The sequence below is a fragment of the Ferroplasma sp. Type II genome, assembly GCF_000496155.1.
The window spans coordinates 1-1,592 of record NZ_KI542783.1; the positions used below are offsets into that span (position 1 = coordinate 1).

A 1,592-nucleotide genomic window follows, 5' to 3' on the forward strand; every position below is an offset into this window, starting at 1 on the left:
ATATTTTTCAGTTTTTCCAATTCATCATACACAACATATAATTCTTCCAACAAATTGTTTTCTAGTTCTATAATCCTAATATTTTTAGTGCCTAAAAGATGTATAACTCCATGATCTACCTTAAATCCCTTATTTTTTAATAGATTCATATAATGTAAACACTGAAATATATCCCCCTGTAGTGCCTTTTTACCACGTTTAAATTCGTGAACAATATATTCGTTGTTTAAAGTAATTTCTAGATTATCTATTTCATTTCTCCCAATTCTCACACTGGTATATCCGTACCTCCTTTTTTTGCCGCTCAAATAATGGCCATGTTGGACAAATTGATTCCCATCTAATATGTAAAAACTCTTTAAAGACATCCACGCTCTTCTTCTGCAAATAAAATAATAATTTATGTCGGTTCCCTTTATATTATATATGTCAAAGCTCAATCTATCACCTCTATGTTTAACCTTTCATAATCGGCAGTAGCCATAATAATATCTTTCAGAGATTCAAGAAAATTTCTGTATTCTTGCTCAACATAGCTGTTTTTTATGTATTCTTGGATCTTTTCTATAATAAATGTTCTTGCATTATATGGTGAGATTTGTTTAAATTGTAATGTCATCCCGTTAAACGGTATACCTTTAACATATACATTGAACTCATAATCTGTTTTATCATTAAATCCCTTAACAATCACAATACCATTATCTTCATTTAAAATGACCTTGTTTTTCCTAGTCCATATGTAATCGTAAGAGAATTTGACTTTGTCGTCCACATCAAATCCCTTTATTTTTTCGTTTGTGGGTATAAATGTGTTTAGGGACTCATAATATAATTTCCACCATTCAATTATCGACTTTATTTCTGGGATTTGTTTCTTAGTGGCAAAATAAATTTTTTTGTCAGATTCAATATTTTGAATAAATTTGACAACACTTTCTGTTTTGTAATACCAAGAGGAAAAACCCCAACCATCCTTATCGTTGTTTATGTTTTCATGAATAACTTTCCTAAGATTGTGTGAAAAGACCTGAGAAATGAGCGCGGAGTATGTTCCTATATACTTAGGTGAATAAGAAACATTTTTTTCGGGTAGTTTTTTTTCAATAAAGGAAAATAAATCGGTGATAGTATTTATATTTTTGATATTTTCAGTATTGGAAATAGAGTTTTTAAAAATTATATAAACACTGCTCATTTCATCGGAATTACGGCCAATTCTTCCAATTCTCTGAATAAAATTTTTAATATCAAGTCCCGGTTCAATTATATAATTAGAAAAGTATGAAGGGGGATTTATTCCCTGTTCTATTATATTTGAACCTATAATTATTCTAAATTGTTGGCTTTTAAGCATCTCTTTATATGAAGAATAAGTAGGATCATGATATGCACTTATCATTCTAATTTCATTTTTATCCATTGATTTAATTAATAAATTATATATGCTCTGAATATTTCTGATGGAATCAGCTATAATGAACCAAAACCCACTCTTTAATAAAGAGATCTTATCTTTAATAAAATCATTTATGTCATGTTCCCTGGGAATTGTTATATTTAGGGGGCCCTGCAAAATTTTATTGTCATTG

The 1,592-nt window shown here is 29.0% G+C and carries 2 protein-coding genes; both read right to left on the minus strand.

What is annotated here, in order from left to right; genetic code table 11:
• Positions 1-440: Dna2/Cas4 domain-containing protein (locus AMDU4_RS11180; RefSeq protein WP_290705163.1), on the minus strand; the 440-nt coding region annotated here is incomplete at its 3' end.
• On the minus strand, positions 437-1,592 hold a 1,156-nt coding region (locus AMDU4_RS11185), incomplete at its 5' end, for a helicase-related protein (protein WP_290705167.1). The genes AMDU4_RS11180 and AMDU4_RS11185, both read right to left, overlap by 4 nt.